This is a genomic window from Nannocystis sp. RBIL2 (assembly GCF_026626745.1).
GTDB lineage: Bacteria > Myxococcota_A > Polyangia > Nannocystales > Nannocystaceae > Nannocystis.
Map to the genome: position 1 here is coordinate 486,293 of NZ_JAPNJW010000001.1, position 25,352 is coordinate 511,644.

The 25,352-nt window shown below is 71.1% G+C and carries 15 protein-coding genes and 3 tRNA genes; 7 read left to right on the forward strand and 11 right to left on the reverse strand.

The genetic code is table 11. The features are described 5' to 3' along the window. Positions 1-107: 107 nt before the first annotated feature. On the reverse strand, positions 108-1,874 hold the full coding sequence (locus OV090_RS01905) for a sulfatase-like hydrolase/transferase (RefSeq protein ID WP_267701725.1): 1,767 nt from the start codon (positions 1,872-1,874) through the stop codon (positions 108-110). Between the two features lie 102 nt (positions 1,875-1,976). On the opposite strand from OV090_RS01905, the gene OV090_RS01910 reads away from it, so the two are divergent. Beyond that, on the forward strand, positions 1,977-2,975 hold the full coding sequence (locus tag OV090_RS01910) for a hypothetical protein (RefSeq protein ID WP_267701726.1): 999 nt from the start codon (positions 1,977-1,979) through the stop codon (positions 2,973-2,975). Between the two features lie 445 nt (positions 2,976-3,420). After that, a complete protein-coding gene (locus OV090_RS01915; RefSeq protein ID WP_267701727.1) occupies positions 3,421-4,788 on the forward strand; it encodes a serpin family protein in 1,368 nt (455 codons plus the stop codon). Positions 4,789-4,834: 46 nt separating this feature from the next. Here OV090_RS01915 and OV090_RS01920 read toward each other — a convergent pair whose 3' ends face one another. The 9 genes from OV090_RS01920 to OV090_RS01960 all read right to left on the reverse strand — a co-directional run bounded on the left by OV090_RS01920 (position 4,835) and on the right by OV090_RS01960 (position 19,830). Then, the gene (locus OV090_RS01920) at positions 4,835-5,032 is read right to left on the reverse strand and encodes a hypothetical protein (RefSeq protein WP_267701728.1); all 198 of its coding nucleotides are present in this window, start codon (positions 5,030-5,032) and stop codon (positions 4,835-4,837) included. Between the two features lie 101 nt (positions 5,033-5,133). Beyond that, complete coding sequence (locus tag OV090_RS01925; RefSeq protein ID WP_267701729.1) at positions 5,134-6,048, reverse strand: hypothetical protein; 915 nt, start codon at positions 6,046-6,048, stop codon at positions 5,134-5,136. A gap of 70 nt (positions 6,049-6,118) precedes the next feature. After that, on the reverse strand, positions 6,119-7,783 hold the full coding sequence (locus OV090_RS01930; RefSeq protein ID WP_267701730.1) for a metallophosphoesterase: 1,665 nt from the start codon (positions 7,781-7,783) through the stop codon (positions 6,119-6,121). A gap of 296 nt (positions 7,784-8,079) precedes the next feature. After that, on the reverse strand, positions 8,080-8,817 hold the full coding sequence (locus OV090_RS01935; RefSeq protein ID WP_267701731.1) for an SMI1/KNR4 family protein: 738 nt from the start codon (positions 8,815-8,817) through the stop codon (positions 8,080-8,082). An 8-nt stretch (positions 8,818-8,825) separates the two neighbouring features. Further along, entirely contained in the window at positions 8,826-10,022 is a 1,197-nt protein-coding gene (locus tag OV090_RS01940; protein WP_267701732.1) for a PAAR-like domain-containing protein, read from the reverse strand. A gap of 169 nt (positions 10,023-10,191) precedes the next feature. Then, entirely contained in the window at positions 10,192-10,491 is a 300-nt protein-coding gene (locus OV090_RS01945) for a hypothetical protein (RefSeq protein ID WP_267701733.1), read from the reverse strand. 261 nt (positions 10,492-10,752) lie between these two features. After that, positions 10,753-12,771, reverse strand: coding sequence for an FAD-binding protein (locus OV090_RS01950; protein WP_267701734.1), 2,019 nt, complete (start codon positions 12,769-12,771; stop codon positions 10,753-10,755). A gap of 23 nt (positions 12,772-12,794) precedes the next feature. Beyond that, positions 12,795-15,857, reverse strand: a complete 3,063-nt coding sequence (locus OV090_RS01955) for an NAD(P)-binding protein (protein ID WP_267701735.1) — start codon at positions 15,855-15,857, stop codon at positions 12,795-12,797. A 67-nt stretch (positions 15,858-15,924) separates the two neighbouring features. Next, entirely contained in the window at positions 15,925-19,830 is a 3,906-nt protein-coding gene (locus OV090_RS01960; protein WP_267701736.1) for a serine/threonine-protein kinase, read from the reverse strand. Positions 19,831-20,498: 668 nt separating this feature from the next. On the opposite strand from OV090_RS01960, the gene OV090_RS01965 reads away from it, so the two are divergent. The 3 genes from OV090_RS01965 to OV090_RS01975 all read left to right on the forward strand — a co-directional run bounded on the left by OV090_RS01965 (position 20,499) and on the right by OV090_RS01975 (position 20,798). Then, positions 20,499-20,585 (forward strand) — tRNA-Ser (locus OV090_RS01965). Positions 20,586-20,624: 39 nt separating this feature from the next. Beyond that, positions 20,625-20,708, forward strand: a tRNA-Ser gene (locus tag OV090_RS01970). Positions 20,709-20,714: 6 nt separating this feature from the next. Continuing rightward, positions 20,715-20,798 (forward strand) — tRNA-Ser (locus tag OV090_RS01975). Positions 20,799-20,983: 185 nt separating this feature from the next. Here OV090_RS01975 and OV090_RS01980 read toward each other — a convergent pair. Then, positions 20,984-21,958 carry a polysaccharide deacetylase family protein gene (locus OV090_RS01980; RefSeq protein WP_267701737.1) on the reverse strand — a complete coding sequence of 325 codons (975 nt, stop codon included), beginning with the start codon at positions 21,956-21,958 and terminating at the stop codon, positions 20,984-20,986. Positions 21,959-22,048: 90 nt separating this feature from the next. Between OV090_RS01980 and OV090_RS01985 the strand changes: the two genes are divergently transcribed. Together OV090_RS01985 and OV090_RS01990 are read left to right on the forward strand one after the other, a co-directional pair. Continuing rightward, positions 22,049-23,092 carry a hypothetical protein gene (locus tag OV090_RS01985; RefSeq protein WP_267701738.1) on the forward strand — a complete coding sequence of 348 codons (1,044 nt, stop codon included), beginning with the start codon at positions 22,049-22,051 and terminating at the stop codon, positions 23,090-23,092. A 375-nt stretch (positions 23,093-23,467) separates the two neighbouring features. Then, positions 23,468-24,859 (forward strand): DUF4215 domain-containing protein, encoded by a 1,392-nt coding sequence (locus OV090_RS01990; protein WP_267701739.1) that lies wholly within the window; start codon positions 23,468-23,470, stop codon positions 24,857-24,859. Positions 24,860-25,352: the final 493 nt, after the last annotated feature.

Sequence of the window (25,352 nt, forward strand, 5' to 3'; positions counted from 1 at the left end):
CCCTCACCCGTCGCCCTGCCCGCGCGACCCCCCGCACCCGCGTCCCTCAGCCTGTCCCTTCGGACATTTTATTCGAGCCGAGAATTTCTTCGACCCGCGACCACCGCTCAATCCGCCCCCCGCACCGCAGCCCGAGTGCTCGCCGCCCACTCGAGCAAGTCCGCCCGACACGCCTCCGCCCGCTCGGGCAGCGCCGCCGCCAGGTCGCGGGTCTCGCCCGGATCGCTCGACACGTCGAACAGCCGCACCCGCCCCGTCTCGGCCTCGACGATGCATTTCCAGCTGCCCGTGCGCAGCCCCAGCAGCGCGCTGTTGTAGTCGCTGAAGAAGCGGGCCACCCCCGGCGCGGGCGTCAACAGCGAGCGCCCCGTCCACGACTTCGGCGCCGGCACCTCGAGCAGCGCCGCGATCGTCGGCGCCACGTCGATCGCCCCGGCCACCTGCGGCGCGCGCACCGGCGCCGCGAACCCCCGCGGCGGCACGATCGCCAGCGGCACGTGCACGTTCTCCTCGTACACGAACAGCGAGTGCGCGAAGTTCCCCGCGTGTTGGTAGAACGCCTCCCCGTGATCGCCCTCGATCACCCACAGCACCTCGTCGAGCCGGCCGCGCGCCGCCAGCCCGTCGATCAAGAGCCCCAGCGCCTCGTCGCCCGCGTGCAGATCGTTGCGGTAGTGCTCGAGCTCCGACTGCGCCGCGAACGGCCGGCGCCCGCGGCCCGGGCTGCGGTACGGGTGATGGCCCGCGATCGGCATGTAGAGCGCGAAGAACGGCCGCTCCGGCGCCTCGTCGATCCACTGCAGCACCCGCCGAGCCGTCGACGCGTCGTCGGTGCCGAAGCTGACCGCGAACTCGCCCCCGATCGTCTGCGCGTCGTGCAGCGCTTCGAAGCCGCGGCCCTCGACCAGCGCGCGCATCCCCAGGTACACGAAGCGCCCCGAGTGGAACAGCCCCGTGCGCCAGCCGTGGCCGCGCAGCAGCTCCGGCAGCGGCTCGCACTCGGCCCGGCCCGCCGCGTAGTCGGCCGCGCTGGTGTCCGGCGCCGGCGGCCGCCCGCACAGCAGCGCGTACAGGCTCTTGATGCTCTCGGGGTAGCTCGTGTACGCCGCCTCGAACACCACCCCGCCGCGCAGCAGCGTCGACAGCCGCGGCGTCGCCTCCACCTCCGCCCCGTACGCAGTCAGGTAGCGGGCCCCCGTCGACTCGAGCAGCACCCAGATCACGTCGCGGCCGCGGCCCGCCCCGTTCAGGTGCCTCAGGTCGATCGCCGGCCCCTCCGCGGCCACCGTCACTCCCTGTCCCCGAGGACCTGTCCCATCGGTCATCCTCGCCAGCCGCGTCGTCACCAGCGCCGCGATCGGATTGCGGTGCAGCCCCAGAGTCTCGCAGCGGCGCACCCCCGCCGGCCCGAGCACCAGCAGCAGCGCCGGCACCAGCGCCCACAGCGGCCGCGGCGGCCGGCGGACCAGCCGAGGCAGCGCCCATACCCATCCCATCACCAGTCCGACCGCCGCCGCGTTGCCCGGCGTCACGTAGGCCGCGATCGAGTCCCACAGCGCCCCGCCGGTCGCCTCGACGAACGCCCATGTCAGCGGCGTCCCGAACTGGCGGGCGATCGGCACGTTCGCGGCCATGTACAGCCCCGCGAGCGCGTAGCCGCCCCACGCCATTGCGCGCGCCCCCACGCGGACCAGCCCCGCCGCGAGCGCCAGCGCGCCGAGGGCCGCCCACACCTCCTGATACAGCATCGCCGGCAGCGCCCACGGCGTCGCCAGGCCCGCGGCCGCCCCGTCGAGCGCGCGCAGCCCCACCAGCACCAGCTTGGCGCCTGCCCCTGCGAGCAGCAGGCACAGCGCGAGACGGACCGGCTCCACGGCGCTCGACCCTAGCACGACCCTCGCGCGCGACCACGCTCTCGGCGGTCTCACGACGTGGCCCTCGCGCTGCCCCTCTCGCGCGGGCATCCTCGAGTTCGCATGCGAAGCGAGGCGGCGGCGATCGGCATCATCATCACGGCGTTCGCCGGCGCCTGTCTGTTCCACGACGATCCCACCGGCCCGGCCACCGACACCGCGACGAGCACCTCGACCGGCCAGGCCACCGACGTCGTCCCGACCGCCGGCGAAGATCAGTGCCCGAACAACTGCCCCGCCCCGGCCCCTTGCCAGCAGGTCACCTGCACCGAGGGCGTCTGCGGCGTCGCCGACCTGCCCGAAGGGACAGTCTGGCCGAGCGCCCCCGGCGACTGCCGCCAGGACGTGTGCGACGGCCAGGGCGGCCTCGAGAGCGAGTTCGCCGACGACCCGCCGAAGCAGGTCCCCGGCGACTGCCAGCGGTTCGTGTGCGAGGCCGGCGACGCAGTCGTCATGCTCGACGCCTCCGACGTCCCCGACGACGCCAACGACTGCACCGACGACACCTGCGAGGACGGCACCCCGACCAACACGGTCAAGGCCATGCACAGCGCCTGCGGCCCCGGCGGCGCCGAGTATTGCCACACCGACGGCGCCTGCCGCCCGTGCAAGCAGGTCACCGACGCCTGCGAGGATTACGGCCAGGAGCCGCACGACAACCAGGAGACCGCGCAGAACCTCGGCACGATCACCGACGCCGACGACGACGGCTCGTTCGTGTGCGCCACCATCAAGGGCGCCAACGACGTCGACTGGTACACCTTCGCCGGCGACGACGCCTTCCTCAACTACGTCGACCCGGTGCGCAGCCTGGTGCAGCAGAACGGCAGCGGCGGCCGGGTCTGCGTCTACCTGCAGTGCAACGGCGGCGGCACCAGCATCAATTGCAACGGCGCCACCCCCGACACCGCCCCGCTAGGCCAGAAGGGCTGCTGCAGCGCGACCACCGTCGCGCCCAAGCTCAACTGCGACGGCCTCGACGACAGCGCGAAGGTGTGGCTCCGCGTCGACACCCCGGACAACCTCGCCTGCGTGCCCTACCAGCTCGACTATCACTTCTGAGACCGAGAGCGCCGCGTCGAGCGAGGCCCAGGGCCACACCCACACGGTCTGGAGCGACTGCGAGCAGTCCGCGACTCACCTGTCCCGAGCGCCATCCTCGCTCGCGCCGCGCAACCAACATGACCCGAAGGACAGCTTCGACGCGAGCCCCCGCGCATCACCTGTCCGAAGGGACATACTCGTTCGCCGAGGTCCTCACGACGCGATCACACAGATCGGCCCCGCGTGGGCTGCGGACGGGCGCCGCGGACGCGCGCGCAATTGCGGTCTTCGAGGCCGCACGCCCCCACGGATTCGAGCGGCCAGCGGCTGAGTCCGGTCGTTCCGGCGCGTCGCCGTGAAGCCTGGGCGCGCAGCCCCCCGCCGCGACGTCGCCAAGCGACAGCGCAGCGCAGGCGCGCTCGTGCGCGGCGATCTGCGGCACCATGCCTCCAGGAGCGAGTCCATGTCGCAGCGAGTCCACCGCACCTTCGTCGTCTGCGTCGCGCTGGCCGGCTGCGACGCCGCGGCGACGAAACCGGAGCCCGCCCCGATCGCCACGGTCGCCGCCCCGGCCGCCATCCCCACCGCCGCGCCGACCCCCACCCACGCGTCGCTCGACAAGACCGCCCCCGCGGTCGAGGCCGGGCCCGCCGCCGCCAAGCCCCCCGAGCCGAGCAAGCCCGCGCCGCCGGCCGGCAAGGGCAGCGAGCTCAAGCAAGCGCTCGGCCGCAGCATCAACGACTTCACCATCGCCCTCCAGCGCAAGCTCGCCAAGCAGCCCGGCAACCTGCTCGTCTCTGGCATGAGCCTGTCCGTCTCGCTGGCGATGCTGCACGCCGGCAGCAGCGGCACCACCGCGCGCGAGCTGGCCGAGGTGCTGCGCCACGACGGCCTGACCGGCGACGTCCACGCCGCGCTGGCCCACCTCGCCGCGCGCTGGAACCACCCCGGCGGCCACGTCACCCTCGTGACCGCGAGCCGGGTGTTCGGCGATCGCAAGTACGCGTTCAAGCCCGAGTACCTCGACCTCACGCGCAAGGTGTTCGCCTCCGAGCCGGGCGCGCTCGACTTCGCCGGCGACCTCGCCGGCGCGCGCGAGCACATCAACGGCTGGGTGCGCGAGCAGACCCGCGACGAGATCGGCGAGGTCGTGGCCGCGGAGGCCATCGACGCCGCCACGCGCCTGCTCGTCACCGACGCCGCCGCGTTCAAGGCCGACTGGCTCGAGCCGTTCGACCCCGCCGCCACCCAGCCGGTGATGTTCTACGGCCACGAACACCGCGAGCCGGTGCCGATGATGCGCAGCGTGCAGCGCGTGTCCACCACCCTCGGCCTGGCCGGCAAGCTGCGCCTGGTCGAGCTGCCGTACAAGGGCGGCGAGTACAGCATGATCATCCTCCTGCCCGCGACCCGCGGCGGGCTCGAGGACGTCGAGAAGGGCTTCGATTTCGAACGGCTGCAGAGCTGGCTCGACGTCGCCAAGCCGGCCCCGGTCGACCTCCAGATCCCGCGCTTCAGCCTCGACAGCGACCTGGACCTCGCGCCGTTCATCGCCAAGCTCGGCGCCGCCCGGGTGTTCGACGCCCGCCGCGCCGAGCTCGACGACATCTCCGACGAGAAGAAGCTGGCCCTGTCGTCCGTGCGCCACCGGGCCCGCCTCAGCGTCGCAGAGCACGGCGAGGGCGGGGCCGGCGGCGCCATCGAGATCTCGGTCGGCAACGCCAGCGCCACCCCGATCCCGTTCATCGCCGACCGCCCGTTCATCTTCTACGTCCGCGACGTCCGCAGCGGCGTTCTACTGTTCTACGGGCGCGTCGTCGATCCCGCCTGAGCGTATGAACATGTCTCGAAGGGCATGCCCGATGGGGCATGTCTTTTCATGCATGATCCATCGAGCCTGCGCGATTGAACCCGGCATGTCCGGCCGCTTCGAGGGCGGCATCAACCTGGGCGGCGGCCCGAAGACCAGCCAGGGCCTCTACGACCTGTTCAGTCGTCCTCGCTGGCAGGATGCCGCCCTCGCCGTACCAGGACCCGCCGCCGGCCGCGTGCCGCGTGCCGTCGTGGGAGAACATCCCCGAGTACGGCGCCCACGGCGTGCGGATCGCGTGCAGGACTCGCAGGAGCGGCCCCGATCATGCCCTTGGCGCCCGCGCCCGGCCGGTCGAGACGGCCGTCAGCGACACGGCGGATTGGGGGCGCCCGGGCTGCCGGTGTGCATCGGAAAATACTCTCCGATCGCCGCGCACCACGCCGCCGGCGCGTCGTTGGCGAGCGCGTCCGCCTGCCCCGGGTCGAGCTGCATGCCCACGCCGGTGTCGTACGGCCAGGTCATCGGCTCGAACTCGACCACGTCGACGTCGACGTCATCGCAGCGGAGGATGAACGCGTCCCCGGTGTTGGTCAGCGAGAACTCCTGCGCGAACGCGTAGGCGACGCCCTCGAGGCCGCCGTTGACGGCCGGGTCGGCCGTCTTGGCCATCACCATCCGCTCGCCGGGGCCGAGGACCAGCGGGCCGCCGGCGTCGATGGGGTGATCGTTGCCGTTGACGCCGAGGTCGGCGAGCCGACAGCCGTCGAGGTCGAGGTAGTCGTCGCTGACGTTGAGCAGCTCGAACCACTCGGCGTCGAAGTCGGACAGGTGCGGATCGATCATCATCTCGACGACCAGGACCTGCCCCGCGCCCGGCGGCTCCGGATCGAGGCACGCGCCGTCCTGGCAGTGCTGCGGCGCGGCGCAGGGATCGGGGTCGCAGGGATCGACCGGCGCAGTCGTGCCTTCGTCCGTGGTCGTGCTCGTGCCGGTCGTCGTCGTCGTCGTCGTGCTCGTGCTCGTGCCGGTCGTCGTCGTCGTCGTCTCGATCGCGCCGGTGCTGGTCGTCGTGCCCGTCGTCGTGCCGTCACTGTCGCTGTCGCTGCCCACAGTGCCGGTCGAGGTCCCGGAGGTCGTCGGCACGCCGCTCGATCCGGTCGGTGCGCCGCTCGCATCGGTGCTCGTGCTGCTCGTGCTCTCCGACGCCGAGTCTGCTCCGCCGCCGTTGCAAGCCATCATCGTGGAGAAGAGGAACGTGAGCGAAGATCGCGTCGTCATGAGGGCGGCCGGCACGGTCGCAGGCCGGCCCGACGCGGTCAAGGCGCCGATTCGTGCCCGGCGCTCGCGCTCACTCCGGCGCGGCGATCCACAGCTCCACGTTGCGCTGGTCGGGCCCGGTCCCGCGGCCGTCGTTCTCCCAGCCGGAGGTGAAGTCGGCGACCGCGAGCGTGCGACCGAGCTCGGCCAGCGGGTCGTCGTCGGTGATCATGTCGAACGCGCGCGCCTGGATCGACAGCGCCCCGTTGTCCTGGTCCCACACCTCGATCACGCGCATCTGCGAGGGGAAGTCGTTGAGCGACGGCGTCACCATCTCCCAGTACGCGTGGCCGCCGACCGGCTGCAGCGGCTCGACCATCAGCCGGTGCGTGTGCGCGGCCAGGTGCAGGATCACGTTGTCGTAGCCGCCGAGGAACTCCTGCCATTGCACCGTCGTCAGCGCGTCGTCGTACTTGGTGCCGATGCCGAACTCCTGCCCGTTGCCGAGGCTGCCCGAGCGGTGGTGCGACGTCACGATCACCCACTTGTCCTCGGCCAGCGCCTGGTCGAGCTTCGGCCCGATCACCGCCTCGAGGTCGACCGGCCGGATCAGGCCCTGGCTCGATCCGGTCAGCGACGACGTGTTCATCACCAGGAACCGCAGCGGCGTGCCCGCGACGTCGAAGGTGTAGAACGCCCGGCCGAGCGCGACCGCGGCCTCGTCGAGGCCGTGACCGTCGCCGTCGCCCGCCACGAGCGCGACCTGCTCCGGCTCGGTCAAGAACGCCCGCGCCGGGTCGGCCGGCACCATCCCCTTGACGATCGGCGCCCCGGGCTGGCCGTAGTCCCGCGTCCCGCCGACCGACGACGCGCCGATCGGCTCGCTGAAGTCGAGGATCGCAAACGTCCCCTGACGCAGCACGTCGTGGTTGCCCGCCACCCACAGCCACGGGACGTCGAGGCCGACCGGCGCGAAGCGATCCTTCGGGTCGTTGTCGGGCCCCGGCAGCGGATCGTCGTCGATCGCCGAGTCGCACTCGACCGCCGGCGCACCATTGAGGATGCCCATGAACCACTCGAGCTCGTTGGTCTGCGCGTTGTCGGTGTTGTCGCCGCCGAGCAGCACGAAGTCGAGCGGCATGTCGACGTGCAGGGCGTTGATCGTGCGTACCCCGGCGTTGAGCATGCGGCACACGTGGCCCTCCTGCGGGCGGAAGGCGCCGCCCGAGACCTCGTCGAACGAGGCCAGCCGGGCCGGCGACTCGTCATCCGCCAACTGGGTGTCGGCGAGGTGGACGAAGCGCGCCAGCAGCTTCGGCGCCGCGCCCGGCGACGGCGGCTCCGACCCGTCGAGCGTGCGCGGCAGCACCGGCTCGCCAGGGCCGAGCATGACGTCGCCGTAGCCCTCGGCCAGCGCGACCTCGACGTCGGCCGGCACTCGCAAGTCGAGCAGCTTGTCCTCGTCGACCGGGTGCGTCGGGGTGCGCAGCAGCTCGTCGGTGAGCGGCACCGGCCCCGCGAGCGGCGGCAACGGCTCAGGCAACGGCTCGCTGGTGCTCGTGGTGCTGTCGTCACCGGTCGTGCCGGTGGTGGTCGGCTCCGGCTCGCCGGTGGTGGTGGTCGAGGTCGTGCTCGAAGGTGACGCCGTGGTGCCGCTCGCGTCCCCGCTGCTGCTGCCGTCGTCAGTCTCGCTGGCCGTGGGTGAGTTGCAGGCGGCGACCAAAGCGAGGACCGAGACGAGACGACGCGCGAACATCCAGCCCACCATACACAAGCCGGCGGCGTATCGAGGCGACACGGGCGAGGCCGTCAGCATCGGCAGGCTCACGCGCGCGGCCTCACGAGCGCACGCGCGTCCCCGCCTCCCATGCATGCACACCCTCGCCGGCGCGACACGGGCTGCTCCGCCCGCCGCAGGGACCCGACCCGATCGTGGGCGAGCTTGCAGGCGCGCAATGTCTCGAAGCGACGGGGTCGCCGGTCGCCTCTGTTCTCGATCCCGGGCCGGAGACTGTCGACGAACCGTCTATCTCTTCACGACAAGCTCCGCTCTCAAACGCCGCTGGCGAGCCGAGGAAGCCATTCTCTAACCTTTACGTGAAACGCCGGCTCGCACCCGAGCGAGCCCAAGATCCTGCGCAATCGGGCGGAATCCTCTCCGGCCAAACGGAACGTCTGGTAGCCCGGGAGGCCCTCGGGGCCGGAGTACGTGACCATGCTCGCCCGGGAGCCGCGATAGATCGCACAGTTCGGCCCAGTTGCGATGGGACGGATGAAGCCGAGGCTCTCCATGAGGGGATCGAGAGCCGTGCGCAAATCACCGCCATCGTGCCGCCTGAATGAACCGACACAGCACTGGGGCAGCGTCGTCAGATAGAACGCCAGGAAAGTTCCCCACGTCAATTTCTCCCGAAACGTGTCGAAGACATGGTGAAAGCCCCCGCCGAGCGCATGGCTCTTTGTCACTCGTGCGTCTTCTCGGACCGAATGGTCGAAATCGTAGAAAAAATGCAGCGGCATCATTTCGTCCGATTCGTGGCCGATCATCAAGAATCGCGGATTGGGGACGAACTGGCGCCGGGCGTAGCACTCCAGAACCTTCGGCGCCGAGAAGTCCGCCGTGGGATATCCCAACGGCCCCATGTCGTGTCCCATTCGCATGAGGAACCACCGGTAGAATCTCGGCAGCGGGCGGCCGGCGATGGCCTCTATCTGGACGATCTCATCCTCCGTGGCCCCCTTCCACGCGTCCTGCAGGTCCGGCACGAGGGCCAGGAGAAACTCCTCCACCTCAGGCTCTAGCTCTTGTGCTCGCATGACGTCTTGCCTCCGTCGCAAAGCAGCAGCGGTACGATGAGCTCGCAAGCGCCGCACGGCGGTACCGTGGCACCCTGCTTGAATTTGTCGATGACTTCTTTACGCGGTCCTTGACGTTCGTCCAGGAACTTGATGGGCGCCTGGGTCTTGCTGCCTCTGTGGCTGTACCACCGCTCGGTCATGGCCGCGGGAAGAGCATTGTCGTTCAGGAGGAGCAACAAGGTCTTCTGTGCCGCGCAGGTCCCCGGAGGATAGGCCGCGGGGGTGTTCTTGTCCTTGTGGCGGTTCTCATCGCTGAAGGCCGCGCGCTCTCTCGCTTCCTCCCACGTCTCCTGAAACAACGCGGATTGGCCGAGCCGCGCGCCCACGCGCTCGTGCATGGCTTTCAACGATGCTTCGTAAGCGTCGTCGAGCTTTTTCTTCCCATCGCCGTACGACAACGTCACGTCCGCGGGGTGGCTCATCCCTGCCCCCTTGGCCGCGTTGCACAGCTCGACGGTCGTCGCCGCCGACTGATCCGCGTATTTCTTCCCGCACTTGCACTCGACCACCCCGAGCATCGTGCTGACGGATATATCGACGGGCGGGTCCATGGCCTTGCCTTGGGCGATCACCGGCTTCACCTGAGCGTCGAAATTCGCTGCCAGCCCGCCTGCGTCGACCTTCGTCTGCTCCGTCTCGGCCAGCTCTCCGTGGCTCTTCTCGCAGATCGGGCACGGCCCGGCTTCCACGGCCGTCACCATCCCGCTCGCCTGGATCACGCCGAGCAGCGTCGCCGCGTTGGCCGGCGTCCCGCTCGGGCCGCAGTTGTTGAGCATCGGGTCGCTCAGCAGCTGGACGTTCTTGCCCTCGATCTTGACGTCCATCGAGCCGGGCCCGACGAACTTCGTCGGCCCGTGCGTGTTGTTCGAGACGACTCCGCCGCCGGTGGCCTTGCTGGCCATGTCGCCCGTCGAACCGAAGCTCGCGCCCTTGATCGCCACCTTCTTGCCGGCGATGGTCACCTGCTTCGAATAGCCCTTGGGCGAATCGCTGCTCTTGCCGATGTTGGGCAGCGGCGTCGGCACGAACGGTGCCGGCGGACCGGGCATCTTGCACACGTTCGGCACAGTCGCCGCGGCCACGCCGTTGCTGCCCGCAGTCACCGGCGTCTTGGGAGGGTTGACGGACACGCTCACGACATCACTCCTTCGCCCGTTGCCTCGCGCTCGCCTGCCTGCGCGTCCGTGCGCACCGGCGCGCGGGAGCTCGATGATAGCCGCGCGCCCGCGCCCGTGCAGCCCGCCGCGAGCACACTCCCCGGTTCGCCTCGGCGACCGCCAGTACGACGGGCCGCCCGATGCCGCCTCACTGCGGGCCGTCGGTCGGTCGCGTGCCGAACAGCTGGAAGCTCGGGATCGGCGGGCGCTTCGGCGGGCTGCGGATCTGCGTCGCCGGCTCGGGATCCGCGTCGTCGCCGCTGAACGTGATCACCTGCGCCGTCGGATCTTTTTTAGAAGGCGCCTCGACCTCGACCTCGACCTCGTGCTGCGCCTGCCCCTGCGGCGGTCCCACCGGCTCGGGTGCCTCTGCCACTTCTCCGGCCCTGGAGGTGTGGCCGCAGGCGATCAGGACGAGGGCGACGAAGAGCACGGCTCGGGCGGGCATGCCCGGGCTCGAACGCACCGGCGCGGCCGAAGATTCGAGCGGCCTCAGCGGGCACACCGCCGCTAGCACCGGCCACTGGCGGCCGAGGCCGCTCGCTGAGCTTGTTCTTGTGCTCGCAGACGTGGGGCGAGCCAGCGCACCGCCGAGCCCGGTGTGCCGACTTCGTCACATCGAAGTAATGGTTATTCGCAAGACTAGCGTCACAAGGCCCGAAGGACATGCCCTTTCGAGCATGTCCTTTGCGCCCTTCTGAACAGTTCTTCAGACCGCAGCGTGCGGCAGGTGGAACCGCGCCACGCGGTCGAGGATCGCCTCGAACCCCATGTGCTGCGACGGCGTCGCCGGCACGTAGTGCAGCATCCCGGTCGTCGGGTCGTGCTCGAGCGCCAGCAGGTTGACCTCGCCGTGTTCGTTGAGCAAGAACGCCGCCCCGGCCGCCAGGTCGTGGTAGAGCTCCATCCCCTCCGTGCGCATCGGCGCGGTCGGCGTCGCGTGTTCCACGTTGGCCAGCGGGAACGCCCGCCGTGGCGGCGCTGCCGGCATCGCCGGGAAGCTCCCCGCCGGCGCCCCGCGCAGCGCCTGCCGCTGGGTCGCGTGCCCGGTGAAGAAGCCGCGCAGGTACTCGTTGGTGAACGTCGCCCCGTCGGGGTCGATGCGGTCGCGCACCGTCAGGAATTGCTCGAGGCGGTTCGCCCCGGCGCCCGCCTTCGCCGTCAGGAGCGAGTGCACGTATTCGTCGATGCCCGGCACGCTGTCGAGGTACTTGCCCCAATTGGGCAGCCCGCCCCACTTCTTCCAGCCGAGCCCGTGCTCCGGCGCGTAGAACTCGCGGTTGAACCCCAGGTACTTGTCGGTCAGGTCCCCGTGCGAATAGCTGAGGTACTCGAAGTAGCACGTGTGCTGCGACGAGCCCGCCGGCGCGTAGGCGGGCGACAGGGTCGCCTGGCTGTTGCGGACGAAGCGGGCGTGGGCGTTGAGGTTCACCGGGTACGGCATGTCGCCCTCGCTGCCGCTGCGCCACGCCTCCATGCGGTCGACCAATTGATAAAACGCCGCCACGACGTCGGCGAAACCCTGCGCCCCGTCCATCGGCAGCGTGAACTCGAGGTCGAGGAAGCCGCGGAAGTAGTGCTTCTGATATAAAAACGCGTCCGGCGGGGTGAGCACGACCGGATCGCTGAAGTGGTTCTTCCACTTCATCGTGTGCAGCGCGAAGTTCGACATCGCCGGCACCACCCGCGGCAGGCGGTCGATGAGCGGCCCGATGGCCCCGCCCGCCAGTGCCAGCACCCCGAACACGTCGTTCCACAGGTCGACGAAGGTCGCGTCGCCGCTGACCGGATCGCCGGTGCGATCGAGCATCATCACCCACAAGGTGTCGTGCTCCGGCCCGGCCGGCTCCGGCACCAGACCCTTCATCTTGTAGGCGTTGTAGGGGAACCAGAAGATCTCGACGTAGTCGTGGCCCTCGAGCAGCCGCTGCAGCTTGCCCGGGTCGCCGCGGTCGAACACGTCGGTGACCGGCACGAACGCGTTCGACACCCGCAGGTTGAACGGCTCGGCCGGCAGCTGGAAGACGATCCGCGCCAGCACGCCGAGGGCGCCCTGATTCACGCGCACCACGTTCATCAGCTCGGCCGGGCTCAGGCCGAGGTCCTCGAACCCGGGCGGGCTGGCGTCGGCGGTGAATGTCAGCACCGTCCCGTCGGGCGCCACCAAATCGAGGCCGTACACCAGCTCGGCGACGGTCGGCTCGGACCAGCCGGTGCCGTGGCAGCCGTTGGCGACGAAGCCGCTGAGGGTGATGTCGGGCGCGGGCCCCTGGGTCGGCAGCGGCGCGCCGAGCTGCTGCGCCAGCTCGGCGAAGTCGCCCTGGCACATCCCGGCGGGTACGCTGATTCGCCGGTACGTGCGGCCGTCGGCGCCGGTCACCGTCGCGTGCGTGACCTCCATGCAATTGCCCTGCCCCGCCTGCGCGGCGCCGGCGACGTGGCACACGCACGCGTTCTTGTCGGCGGGCGTGAGCCGGCTGGTGTTCACCGAGCAATCGGCGGTGACGATCGCCGGGTTCCACGAGTGGCCGCTGCCGCGCGCGCGCACCTGCTTGCGCCGGGCGTGGGCCAGTCGGACGACCTCGCGCAGCTCGGCGAGGCAACGCGGCGACGCGGCGTTCGCGGGCGTGAACGTGAGGGTCTCCGACCAGTTGGACTGGGTGGTGGAATGCGAGGCGACGGCCTCGGTGGTGGAGTCGTGGCTGTCAGTGGTGCGCTCGTCGGTCATGACGGTGTCTCCCTTCGAACAACTCAGAAGCCCGGCCGCCACACGGTGCGCGGCTCGTTGCTGATCGCTCGCGCCGCCAGCATGCCCGAGGTGGTCGCGGCCTCGACGCAGCCGCAGTTGAGATCGGTGCGGGTCCAGTCGCCACACAGGAGCAGGCCCTTGACCCCCGATTCGGCCTGGCCGAGGCGCAGCGCGATCGTGCCCGGCTGACTCAGCACGTAGAGGTTCGAGGGCTCGACGTCGGCGATCAAGTGCTGCCATGCGAGCCGCGCCGGGCCCTGCAGCGGCTCGCCCTCGACCACGAGGTCGTCGAGGAAGCCGGCGAAGGTGCGCGGCGTCGCGCTGCCGTCGTAGAACTTCAGATAGTTCTCGCCGAGCCACTGCGTGACCTTGGCGACCCACTGGGCCTGGATCCGCTGCGGATAGTCGGGCCCGCAGTCGGGCGGCAGCGGCGGCTTGCCGGCCACCGAGGCGCCGGTGAAGTACGACAGAAGGTGCGGCCCCGGGGCTTGCCACTCCTCGTGGGCGATGAGCGGCGTGAAGTCGCCATAGCTCGGCTCGGGCTGGGCGAAGCAGGTGAGGAGACCGCGCGGGGCCCCGGCGATCAGCGCCCCGGCGTTCGGCTTCAGCCACAGCTGGAACGACAGCGTCTGCGTCAGCGCGGTGCCGTCGATCATCCGCTTCCACGCCGGATCGGCGTCGGGCCGCGACGGCTGCGTCAGCGACGAGTCGATCAGCGGCAGCGCGCCGACCGGGACCCCGAGCACGCACAGGTCGAAGTCCTGGCCGTGCTCGAGCTGCACCGGCTGCGCCCTGGTGTTCTCGCCGGCGCGCCAGGTGTCATAGAAGTCGATGTGGTGATCGCGGTACCAGTCGCCGTCGACCAACTGAGACCAGTCCGGATCGCGCGGCCAGTCGTGCAACTCGGGCGGATTGTTGGCGAGGTCAGGAATGACGAGCGGCTGATAGTTGCCCGCGCCGCCCTTGACCTCGGCCTGTCGTTGCAGGTGCACGCGCACGAGCCGGCGGTGCTCGCCGCTGCCGTCGAGCTCGAGGCCGGTGACGGTGTGGAAGAAGTTGACCTCGGCGCCCAGGCGCTTCAGCGCCAGGTAGTACGGGGTCATCATCGTCTGGGCGCAGCTGTATTCGAAACGGTAGGCCGGCGCGCCGCGGTAGCCGAGGCTCTCGAGCAAGAACCACCGCGTCGCCACGCCGGCGGCCAGGTTGGCCGGACGCACGTCGGTGTCGAGCAGCTTGCAGGCGTCCTTGTTGGGGTCGGCGTTCTGGTGGGCGAACAGGGTCTCGTAGACCTGGTTGATGACCTCCCACGACTCGCCGGGCGCCTCGTTCAGGCCGTTGGCCTCGAGCCACGCGCGGAAGTCCCAGGCGTCGAGCTCGGACAGGTTGGTGACCGGGTTCTTGAGCAGGCCGACGAAGATCGTCAGCATCGTGTCGGCGCCGGTCCACAGGAACCATAAGTACGTCGACAGCGAGGCGTCGGCGCGCACCCGGGCCGCGAGGCCGGCGCGCACCTTCTCGACCTCGCCGGCGAACAGGCCGTCGATGCCGCCGATGTCCGTCTCGTAGACATCCTCCGCGACGCGGGTGACGAGCCCGACGACCGCGCTGCGCAGCCGCTGCAGCACCGAGGCGTGCGCGTCCATGCCGTCGGCCAGGCCGGCGTGGGCCTCGGCCATCGCCTTGAAGTGATCGAGCACGCGCCGCGCCAGCGCCTCGCAGGCCATCAGCAGCGCGTGGCCGCCGGTCGACGACGCGGACGACGACGGCAGCGGCGCGGCGGCCGGGACGCCCGGCAACGGGCAGTACGACCATTCACCGTTGTGATGGACCATCAGGCCGTTGTCATTCTCCGGGTAGAACGCGTGCTGGTACAGCGCCTCGCCGACCTCGGGGGTGGCAAAGCCCTCGTGATAGGCGTCCTGCACCGCGGTGAAGGCGTTGTGATAGAAGCCGAGGAGCGCGTGCAGGCCGTGCTCCTCGACCCGCCAGGCCTTGGCCGGGTTGCGCCACGACTGGCACTTGCCGCCGAGGCGATAGCCGGTGGTGTAGAGCGAGACGTCGTAGCGATCGGTCTGGCGCGCCAGGTACAGCGCGGTCGCGCAGGCCGACGGCCCGCCGCCGAACACCGCGACCTTGAGCTTGCGCGCGGCCGGCGGGCGCGGATAATCGGCGTTGGCGCACGCGCCCGGCAGCGAGATGCCCTGCGGGCAGCGGATCCGGAACGCGCCGAGCTCGGCGTCGACCAGGCTCGGCACGCGGTAGGTGCCCGGCGGGATGCCCTGCGGCGTGAGCGAGGCGCCGATCGTGATCGTGGCCGCGAGCGGCTGGATCGTCGCGCCCGGCTGGTCGGCCTCGAGGATGTTGTTGGCGGCCAGGAAGGGGCCGGGGATCGGCGAGTTGAACGAGTTCGGATCGACGATGTGCAGCGCCTGCGAGATCGTCGGCTGCTCGAACAGCTGACGGACGATGAGGAAGTTCTTGACGTCGGCCGCCGCCTGCGGGCCCACGCCCGGGATCTCGGTGAATTCGCCGGTGGCCGCGGGCGTACTGCCGCCCTTCGGCGTGACCGTGAATTGCACCTTCGGGGAGCCGTCGCCGACGACGTTGAGCGTCCCCATCTGCTTCTCCCACCCGTACATGTGCACGCCGAGCTCCATCGGCACCGCCTCGTTGAGGTAGAGCCGCGGCATGTAGATGAACGGCCCGGGATAGGTGGCCTTGGGATCCTTGATCTGCACCCACGGCACGCCGATCAGCAATTCCTCGTAGTCCATCGTGCCGAACCACGCGCGGAAGATCTCGTGCGAGAAGAACAGATAGACCGGGTGATACTCGGCCGGCACGACCGGCTGCGGCGCCAGCTCGAGGCCGGCGGGCAGCAATTGCCGGACCGTCGCCGCCGGCAATACGAGCACCGCGACGCGGGCGTCGAGGTTGCCCTTGGCCTCGTACCCGGCGGCCTGCGGCCCCGAGCCGTTGCCCGGGTGATCGATCAGCGTCGCCAGCTCGCCGGTGAGGGCGGCCGCGCGCGCATGGGCGCCGGTGCCGCCGGGGTTTCGAGACAATGCAATGGCTAGTTCACGCGCTCGCGAGAGGTCCTTCATCGCACTCCTCCAGATTGTCGGTGGGGGTCTACGGCTGCCGGTCGAAGCCCGGCGCGATCATGTCGGTGAAGCGATCGGGGCGCAGGATGTGCTGCTCGGCCATCCAGTCGTCGGCGAGCTGCTGCTGCGCGCGGCCCTCGTCGCCGCCGAGCAGCACCGCCAGGCGTCGGCGACACGCGGCGAGGTCGCTGGCCATGGCCAGGCGCTCGAAGATGGCGACGGTGCGGCGCAGCTCGGAGACCGCGACGTCGTGCCCGCCCTCGAGCGCGGCCGCGCTGGCGAGCGTGAGGTGGCCGTAGGCGTCCGACATCGGCAGCGGCACGCGGAAGCTCTGCTTGGCGGCCGCGCGGGCGATCTTGAGCAAGGGCGCCGGGTCCCGCGACCGCGCCGCCAGAGCCAGAGCGTTGGCGGCGCGCGAGCGGTAGAACTCGGCCTTCACGAACGGCACGCGGAAGAACGGGAATTTCTCGACGATCGCCGAGTCGACCTGGTTCTGCTGCCACGCCGCCTCGACCTCGCCGCGGTAGCGCAGCAGCTCGGTCTGCTTGGACGCGCAATTGAAGAAGTGCGCCTCGAACCGCTTGGGCGCGTGGCGGCGGTACAGCTCGAGCTGCTCGTGGGCGGCGTCGACCTGGTCCTGCGCGAGGTACACGTGATTGCCGAGCACGCCGCGCGCGAAGCCCTCGACGTAGGGATTGGGCCGCTCCGCACATTCGCGCAGCAGGCGGAACGCGACGTCGCCGAGCTCGCCGATCCGGCCGAGGTACAGCAGGACCATCATGCGATGCGCGTCCATCTGCGCGATCTCGTCCATCACGCCGGTGCATTGATCGCGGAGGATGGCGACGCCGCGCTCGTAGGAGACCAGCGCCGGCTCGAAGCGGCACAGCATCTGGTGCGCGCCGGCCCGGTACTGCGCCAGCATGCCGAGGACGTACGGGCTGGCCTGGATGTCGGCCGAGGCCTCGAGGCTGTCGAAGATCGCGGTCGCGGCCGCGTCGGCGTCGCCGCCCTCCATCAGCGCCCGCAAGTAGGCCTCGTAGCCGATCGCCCGCGCGGCCCGCAGCGGATCGCCGCTCGCCAGCGCGAGCCGCAGGTGGCGGGCGTGGAACAGCGCCGAGGTGATGCCGTCGCTGTAGAGGAGGCCGCGCGTGGCGGTCCAGCAGACGTCGAGGCGCTGGGCGTCGCGCTCCGACAGGCGCGGCCCGCCGCGCGGCGGCAGCACCAGCTTGCGCGTGGCGAGCAGCGCCCGCTGGCCGAGCAGCGCGACGATCGTCGCCGCGGTGCCGCGCGGCAGCGACAGGCCGACCCGCGGCAGCAGCTCCTCGAGCACCGCCCTGCCCTCGTCGTGGTGCCCGGTCGACAGGAAGTGCGCGGTCGCCAGGCGCAGCCACTCGCTGCGCTGGGCCTCGCTGGCCTGCGTGTCGTCGGCGTGCGCGGCGTCGGTGTAGACGCGCGCCGCGGCGTGCAGACGGCCGGCGTTGGCCAGCGCCGAGGCCAGGTGCGCGCGCGTGTGCGTGGCCGTGGCGGCGTCGATGCCCCCGATCGACAGCGCGGCCCGGAACAGCTCGGCGGCCTGATCGAAGGCCATCGCGCGCGCCGCTTCGAGGGCGGCGGCGAGGGTGAACTGCGTGGCCCGCTCGCCGTCGTTGGCGGCGCGGAAGTGGTGCGCCAGAGTGGCGGCGTCGGCAGTGCCGGTGCGCAGCAGCGCCTCGCCGATCGCCAGGTGGATCGCCGCCAGCTCCGACCCGTGCGATTCGGCGGCCTCCTGCGCCGCGGCCTCGCGCACGCGGTCGTGGTAGGTCTCGAGCACGTCGTCCTGCGACGCGTCGGCGATCCGGATCAAGTGCTCGGCGCGCAGCCGGGCCAGAGTGCCGCGATCGACCGGGCCGGCCGCGGCGGCGACGATGTCGACCGCGAGCTCGCGCGGCAACCGGCCGCCGGCCACCGCGAGCACCTCGACCAGGCGCTTGGCCGACAGCGGCAGCCGCTGCAGGTGCGCGCGCAGCAGGTTGTCGAGGCTGAGGCCGGCGTCGTCGAGGCTGCCGTGGGCGAGCGCATGACGGACCAGCTCGCCGATGAAGAACGGGCTACCGCCGGCCTCACGCGCGACCCGCAAGGCCACCGGATCGTCGACCGGTCCGCCGAGCAGGCGCGCCGCGAGGGCCACCGACTGCTCGCCCGACAGCGGCCCGACCAGGACGCGGCGCAGGCCGATGTGATCGGCCGCCTCGAAGCTCTTCCACAGATGCGCCAGCGGGGCCCGCGTGGCCTCGGTGCCCTCGCGGTGGCTGCCGAGCAGCGTGACCGGCGGCGGGTGCTTGCGCAGCAGCACCGACTCGAGCAGGAGCACGCTGTCGAGGTCGGCCCACTGCAGATCGTCGAGCGCCAGCACCACCGGCCTGCGCGCGGCGATCCGCGTCAGCACCTCGGCCAGCGAATCGGCGGCGCGGCGGCGGATCTCGATCGGGTCGAGGCCGTCGAGCCGCGAATCGTCGATCGCCCGGATCGCCGGCACCGTGCGCAGGATCGGGAACAGCCGGGCCAGCGCCGCGAGATCGTCGGGGCGGGCGATCGCGGTCGCGTCGGCGTCGGTGTTGCGGAGGTAGAGGCTCAGCGCGTCGATCGCCGAGTCGAGCGCCTTGAACGGGATCGACTCGCGCTCCGAGCAGCTGCCCGAGAACGCGACCACGCTGTCTTCGCGGCGGACGACGTCGAGCACGTGTTCGACCAGAGTGGTCTTGCCGAAGCCCGACGGCCCGCTGACGAACACCGCGCCGGCGCGGCCGGTCTGGACCAGTTGAGCGCGCAGCAGGCGGACCTCGTGTTCGCGGCCGAGCAGCCCCTGGACAGTGAGCTCGATCGCCACCAGGTCGCTGCGACCGAGGCGCACCAGCACGTCGCCGGCGCTCGGCCGCGCCTGGGGCTCGCGCGCCAGCAGGTCGACGCACAGCTGGTCGAGGTGCGGCGGCACCCCCGGGCGCCGGCGCGACGGCGGCTCGGGCGGCTCCATCAGCTTGCGCTCGAACACCTCGACCAGAGTGCGGCCGGCGTGGCGCGACTCGCCGCCGAGGCACTCCCACAGCACCTCGCCCACGGCGTACCAGTCGGCGGCCGGTCCGGCGTCGTCGGAGCGGATGACCTGCTCGGGCGCCATGTAGAGCGGCGTGCCGAGCAGCGGCGCGTTCTCGCCGAGGCTGTCGAACGAGGCGACCCGGGTCTCGCGCACCAGCCCGAGGTCGAGCACCACGACGCGGCCGGTCGGGGTGATCATCACGTTCGACGGCTTGATGTCGCGGTGGACCAGGCCGTGGCGGTGCACGCACGACAGGCCGCACGCGAGGCCGACCAGGCCGTCCTGCAATCGTCGCAGGCCGGCCTCGTCGAGCCCGGCGTCGTCCGCCAGCTCGTCGCGGATCGCGGTCACGAAGTGGGCCCCGCGCAGCAGCTCCATCGTGAAGAACGCCAGGCCCGGGCCGCCCTGCTCGTCGACGTGGACGAGGTCGTAGAGTGCGACGATATTCGGGTGGACCACCGCCGACAGCGAGCGGAACTCGCGCTTGAAGCGATACAGCCGCTCCGGGCTGGTGCCGCGAATGATCTTCAGCGCCACGGTGGTGCCGTCGGGCGCGCGCGCCTCGAACACCTGGCCCATGCCGCCCATCCCGAGCGGCCGCACGAGCTCGTGGCGGCCGATGTTCATCGGCATCGCGCGCGCGTCGAACACGCTCGACGAGTCCTGTGACGACGTCGAGTCGAGGTGCTGGGGCAGCCGGGCCCGGCCGGTCGTGGTACCGCCGGTCATGCCCGCGCTGGGGCCGTCGACGGTGTCGGAGTCGACCGTGACCGCGACGTCGAAGCCCCCGCGGCCCGCCACGCCGCCGGCGACCTCGCCCGCCTTGGGCCCGGGCGATCCGCCGCCGTGGACTGCCATGCGGCCCCATGCCTACCCCAAGGCCCCAGGCCCCGTCAACGGGCGCGCCGGGGCAAATTGCCGCCGAGGCGGACGAACGCAGGCGTCTGCCGTCATGCCGGTTGCGATCGTCGCCCGCGTCGCGTCGCGTCGCCCTGCGACTCGGGGCCAAGACCCGGCCGCCGCAGCGACGGGCGAACTCGACGACGCGCCCGCGGCGAGCGGCGCTCGATCGTGCGCGCGCCGCGGGGCAGAAGGCCCGCGCGCGTGGTCCGGGCGAATCATCACAGTGCGGACCGCCCCCACCATCATTGCGCTGCTGCAATTCGCCCGGCGCTCGCCACCGTCGAATTATGCGGTGGTACGCTTGACGACCGGATGCACCCATGATAAATCGTCCACATGTTCCCTCGTCGCAGCGACCGGACCCGGAGTCCTCGATCCGTCAGCGGATTCGGGCGCTCCAGTTCGCCGTCACGCTAGCGTGAGCGCCGCCCGGCGCTCACGCGTCAGCGGCTCGAAAGGCGGCACAGGGCTCCTCCGCGGGCGTTTCGCGGGCCTTTTCCCCTCGCTCTTGCGTTCGCGCGCGAGTGAGCGGAAAGGGCCCCCGCGAACTCCCGTGCGACGCCGACACACCTGCGATTGGCAATCGCAGGTGCGCCGGGGTCATTCGGGGCTCGTGCGCATATGGAAGGATGGCCGAGAGGCAAGGCTCCGGGGTGCTAACCCGTGGACGGGCCTGAAAACCCGCGCGCGTTCGATCCGCGCTCCTTCCGTCGCTCCTCGCCACGAGCCGCTATTTACATTGTCCATTCGGAGCGGTCGTCCAGCGGCCTAGGACACCAGCTTGGAAAGCTGGCGGGCGCAAGCCTGCGGGGGTTCGAATCCCTCCCGCTCCGCGCATTGGGAGAGCGGCCATTTGGTTTGGCAAACGGTCCCGAAAACCGTCGCGGGTAACACCGTAGCAGGTTCGATTCCTGTCTCTTCCGTGATTGTCAGCACCACCGCGGCGCGGCCGCGGTATCGCGCCGTCCTGCGCCTGGCGGCGCCATTATTCGAGCGGCGGCGGGCGCGGCCGATTCGATGGCGCCTCGTCGCCCCGCCCTCGCCGAAAAATCGGCGTGAGCGGGATCGCCGGCGGGCCGCGCGCCGCCGATCGGCTCCGCCGGTGTGATCACTGGCTCGCCTCGAACAGCTGCTGCACGAACGCCGGCGGCTCCGGCTCTGTCTTCCAGTCGACCTGCTTGCGTCCGCGCGTCCAGTCCCAGCGGTACAACCACGACACCCCCGAGTTGCCGGTGAAGCGGTCCGCTTCGCGGTAGGCCGGGTCGGTCAGCGCCTCGTCGAGGGTGATGAAGCGATAGCCGCGGCGTTTGTAGATGGCGACCACGTCGTCGAAGTAGGCCGCGTTGAGCTCGTTGGCGTGCAGCAGCAGCACGTGGCGGATCGGCCGGCCGAACAGCGCCTCGGTCGCGCGCTCGTGGAACGTCAGCGCCGCCTCCATCGAGGCCACGAACGCCTCGCCCACGCGGCGCATCGTCTCCTCGTCGCCGCGCGAATTCGCGTCGGTGTAGACGAAGTTGTAAAGCCAGTCCGAGTTGTCGACCGTCACCGGCGCGACCGTGTAGCCGCGCCCCGCGAGGAAGCGGTCGACTTCCGCGCGCACCTCCAGCGACGTGCCGGTGTGCAAGTACGGGTGGCGGAACCACCGCAGCCCCAGCCCCAGCTTCGCGTTGAGCGCCTGGACGTCGGGCTCGCCGCGGACGATGTCCTCCTCGTACGCCGCCACCGGCGTCGCGTGCAGCGACGGGTGCGAGAACGTGTGGTTGCCGAGCTCCAGCCCTGCCTCGGTCCACAGCCCCAAGATCTTCAGGCGCTCCGCCTTCGCCGGCCCGTCCATCAGCTTGGCCGCGTTGACGAACCCGACCACCGGCACCGCGCCGTCGCGGATGTGCCCGAGCAGCGCGCGCGTCATCGCCTCCGTGCGCGCGGGCTCGAGGTCGCGGCCGCCCACGATCAGGTCGTCGAACGTCACCGCCACCGCGCGCGTGTCCGCCGGCGCGCTCGTGGGCGCCGCCACCGGCGCCTGCTTCGGCGTGCATGCGATCACGAGGGTGAGCAGGGCTGCGACACGGGCTCCGGCAAACACCGCGCGACCATACCAGGCCGTGTCCTCGCCGGTGAGACGCCGTGCACGTCGCCCGCGTGCGGTCCGTGGCATCGGCGATAAGAACAGCTCATGCACCTTCGTCTCGCCTCGCTCGTCCTGTCGCTCTCGTCGCTCGTGTGCGCCTGCGTGGGCGACCACGACGGCGGCGGAGCCAGCGCGAGCGCCACCGTCGGGATCACCACCGTCATGCACGGGACCGGCGACGGCACCTTGCAAGATCTGCTGACGACCGGCACCGGCGACGGCACCACCGACGACGGCGTCGGCGGCGGCACCGAGGCGGTCAAGCTCGACCTCGGCGTCTCTGCCGACTTCGGCCCGCTGGTCGAGGCCGGCTGCGAGTCCATCGACGTCCTGTTCGTCGTCGACATCTCGGCCTCGATGAACGAGGAGAAGGCCAACCTCGACGCCAACTTCCCCTCCTTCGTCAGCGTCCTCGACGCCTACGTCGGCGACCCCGGCAACCAGGCGATGGGCTACCGCCTCGGCGTCACCAACTCCTCGATCGTCGCCAACAAGGCCGGCAAGTCGACCATGGGCCTCGACGGCGCCCTGTTCGACGGCGAAAACCTGTTCGACGACGACTGCGAGATGGGCGGCGAGCTGTGGATCGACGGCCCCGCCCCCGCGGTCGCCTCGACCTTCAGCTGCCTCGCGGCCGACCCGAGGTCGAGTTGCAACCTCTGCACCGACCTCGGGCGCGAGCGGCCGCTCGACGCGATCGAGATGTTCTTGGCCAAGGCGGGCCCCGGCGGCGTCAACGACGGCTTCTATCGCGGCGACGCCTCGCTGCTGGTGATCGTCCTGTTGACCGACGAGGACGACGACGTCGGCAACACCACCACCACCCCGGCCGGCACCAAGGCCGCGCTCGACAAGTTCACCGGCGGCGACCAGCGCTACGTCGTCGTCACCATCGCCGGGCCCAGGGACGTCGCCTGCGACTCGACCTTCGGCAGCGCCGACCCCGCCCCGACCCTGCACGCCTTCACCTCGATGGTCCCGAACGGGATGCTCGGCGACATCTGCCAGGGCGACCTGGCCCAGGCCCTCGACCAGGCGCTCGCGCTGATCCAGCTGTCGTGCGACACCCTCCCGCCGCCGGTCGGCTGACCGAACACCTCCACGCTCGCGCATGAAGCGAGGCATCACAGAACATGTCCTCGAGGGCATGTCCCATGAGACATTCTCCAAGGCACCCGCTCACCGCGTCGCCGACCCGATTCGGTCCGCTCGATGGATCGGGCGCGTCGGCCGCTCCGCTGTAGCGCTGCCGACCTCGCCGCGAGGACGCCTGCCCGCGCGGACGATCGCTCCTCGCGCGTCCCCTCGACGACTGCCTCATGGCTCGCGGGACAGCGTTCGCGCTGCGCCTCTCACTCGCACGCACGGGCACCCCGACCCCCTCTGCGGGCGCTGTGCGGGCGGGACCCGTCCGGTAACACCGACAGGATGCGACTGCCAAGCGCCCCGCGTAGTCGTGCGATCTTGACCTTCTCCCTGCTCCTCCCCGCCTGCAGCGACAGCGGCGGCGGCCCCCTCGATCCCTCGGCGACCGACGCCTCGACCACCGCCGGCGACGCCACCACCGCTCCGGGCACCACCGCTCCGGGCACCACCGCCGAGCCCACCACCGCCGTACCGACCACCGACGGCACGACCTCGACCTCGACCTCGACCTCGACCTCGACCACCGATCCGGGCACCACCACCGGACCTGCGTGTCCGGCCGGTGACGAGGGCTGTCCGTGTGACGGCGGCGCCTGCGGTGACGGCCTCGTGTGCGAGGACGAGGTGTGCGTCCCGCTCGCGGCCAGCTGCGGCGACGGCAAGGTCGACCCCGGCGAGGCCTGCGACGACGGCAACACCATCGACACCGACGCCTGCACGGCCGTGTGCGCCGACGCCATCTGCGGCGACGGCATCGTCCAGGAGGGCGTCGAGGCCTGCGACGACGGCAACGGCGACGACGGCGACGACTGCAGCTCGATGTGCGCGCTCGCCAGCTGCGGCGACGGCGTGCTGCAGGACGGCGAGGCCTGCGACGACGGCAACGACGACGACACCGACGACTGCCTCGCCACCTGCATGGCCGCCACCTGCGGCGACGGGGCCGTGCACGCCGGCGTCGAGGACTGCGACGACGGCAACGCCGACGACACCGACGAGTGCCCCTCGACCTGCCTCGCCGCCGAGTGTGGCGACGGCTTCGTCCAGGCCGGCGTCGAGGCCTGCGACGACGGCAACGACGTCGACACCGACGCTTGCCTCCCGACCTGCGTCGCCGCCAGCTGCGGCGACGGCGTCGTCCAGGCCGGCGTCGAGGAGTGCGACGACGACAACGACGTGAACACCGACGCCTGCGCCGCCTGCAAGACCGCCGAGTGCGGCGACGGCTTCGTCCAGGCCGGCGCCGAGCAGTGCGACGACGGCAACGTCGTCGGCGGCGACGGCTGCGAGGCCGACTGCACCCTCGCGTGCGGCAACGACTGCTGGGGCGAGGCCGGCTGCATGACCGCCGGCGGCCGCTGCATCCGCTTCACCTGCACCCCCGGCAACGCCTCCGCTACCGCCTGCGACAGCTGCTTCGGCTGGCAGCCGATCAGCTACGACGAGTGGATGAACCAGGGCTACTGCAGCGACGTGACCACCAAGTACCGCCAGGTCCACAACACCGAGACCCGCTGCGGCCAGGCCCCGATGTGCTGCAGCGACCCTGCCTCCTGCGGCGGCGGCGACAACGCCTGGCACTTCCACGACGGCGTCAACAACCGCTACGTCGGCCCGTGCCTCGGCTGCGCCAACGACATGAACTGCACCTTCTGGAACGGGGTCGACGACGGCAGCTACACCCGCATCACCGCCTGCGAGAAGATGTGAACGACACGTCCTCGGGGACATGCTCGCCAGGGCATGTTCCTTCGGACATGCTCGATCGAGCATGCTCTCCGGGACATTCGCGCCCGGCTGCACGCCCTGGCGCGGGCGGTGAAGTCGCTGGCCGGCACCCGGCATTCACCCGGTCGCAGATCGGCCGTATACCCGGCAAATCACCTATCACGTCACCCGAGCTTGTCCTCGCCCGCGCGACGGCCGCGACCGCCGCCCAGGAGATCGCGGCAGCGCCCCGATGCCCTGGAGAGCCCCGCCCAGGCCGCCGGGCCGCGCGCGAGGATGCCCTTCGGGACACGATCGCCGCGACCGGGTCCAAGAGACAGCCCTGCGCGCGGCCCCGTCGCGCGCTCGCGGCCGCGCAGCGGGGTTGTCCTCGCTCGCACCTGCGCACACTGGTGGTTTCCTCGGACCCATACACGAGAGGTTCCACTCAAACTCGATCGCGAGAAACCACGGGGCCGGCGCTGCCGGATCGCCC

What these genes read in the sequence shown, in the direction of transcription:
- OV090_RS01910 (WP_267701726.1), top strand. Translation starts at nt 1,977, where the DNA reads ATGCGAAGCGAGGCGGCGGCGATCGGCATCATCATCACGGCGTTCGCC.
- OV090_RS01915 (WP_267701727.1), top strand. Translation starts at nt 3,421, where the DNA reads ATGTCGCAGCGAGTCCACCGCACCTTCGTCGTCTGCGTCGCGCTGGCC.
- OV090_RS01920 (WP_267701728.1), bottom strand. Translation starts at nt 5,032, where the DNA reads ATGTTCTCCCACGACGGCACGCGGCACGCGGCCGGCGGCGGGTCCTGG.
- OV090_RS01925 (WP_267701729.1), bottom strand. Translation starts at nt 6,048, where the DNA reads ATGACGACGCGATCTTCGCTCACGTTCCTCTTCTCCACGATGATGGCT.
- OV090_RS01930 (WP_267701730.1), bottom strand. Translation starts at nt 7,783, where the DNA reads ATGTTCGCGCGTCGTCTCGTCTCGGTCCTCGCTTTGGTCGCCGCCTGC.
- OV090_RS01945 (WP_267701733.1), bottom strand. Translation starts at nt 10,491, where the DNA reads ATGCCCGCCCGAGCCGTGCTCTTCGTCGCCCTCGTCCTGATCGCCTGC.
- OV090_RS01950 (WP_267701734.1), bottom strand. Translation starts at nt 12,771, where the DNA reads ATGACCGACGAGCGCACCACTGACAGCCACGACTCCACCACCGAGGCC.
- OV090_RS01960 (WP_267701736.1), bottom strand. Translation starts at nt 19,830, where the DNA reads ATGGCAGTCCACGGCGGCGGATCGCCCGGGCCCAAGGCGGGCGAGGTC.
- OV090_RS01985 (WP_267701738.1), top strand. Translation starts at nt 22,049, where the DNA reads ATGCACCTTCGTCTCGCCTCGCTCGTCCTGTCGCTCTCGTCGCTCGTG.